Raw genomic sequence first — 661 nt, 5'->3', positions numbered from 1 at the left:
GAGGCATTAAGTGTTGTATCACCAACAGCGTTGAACGTGGCTGCGTCACCAGCCTGGTCGCGAACGTCGAATCCATCGACAATCGCATTCCGAATATCAAAGAAGCTGCTCGCTTGCTCCTCAGTACTCACGGTGCCTGAGAAGCGGTCAGACGCAATCTCCGTACCAGAGATTCTGACATTTGGCGCGACGTTCGCAACACCCTGAATCTCGGCGATTGACGAGTTGACTGTGACATTACCAGTCCGTAGATCACGCGAGAACTCATCGTCGATGATAATCCGACTGGAACTTTGACTAAACGTACTCTCGTCCATCACGACGACGGCGTGTGAAACGTTGCCGTCAGCAGCAAGGTTAGCCGTCGCATCTACGGAGACATTGGTACCTGCTTCAACCTCACCATTTGTCGTGGCGACATCAATTGTCGATGCCGCTTCTTGAGCAGTGACAGCATCAACTGAGAGGGCGGTCGTTCCGTTGAAGAACGGCCGATCATCGCCTGCTTCATACACCTCGCCACCAACATGGCAGATTAAAAGGTACGTCCCTGCCTCGTCGAGGTTAATAGTCGCTTCCGCGTTCCCGGTGGCGTCAATCACGCCTCCAGATGTAGTACTGAATTCGGTGAGATTCAAGAACTCTTCAGAAGTAAGTGCTT

The 661-nt window shown here is 52.3% G+C and carries 1 protein-coding gene; it reads right to left on the bottom strand.

Annotation, left to right across the window (positions count from 1 at the left end; genetic code table 11):
- On the bottom strand, positions 1–602 hold a 602-nt coding region (locus EXE42_RS18765), incomplete at its 3' end, for a hypothetical protein (protein WP_158293736.1).
- Positions 603–661 lie beyond the last annotated feature (59 nt).

Source organism: Halorubrum sp. SP3 (assembly GCF_005435195.1).
GTDB lineage: Archaea > Halobacteriota > Halobacteria > Halobacteriales > Haloferacaceae > Halorubrum > Halorubrum sodomense.
The sequence above is the reverse complement of the archived record's forward strand: the minus strand, read 5'-3'. Positions and strand labels throughout refer to the sequence as shown.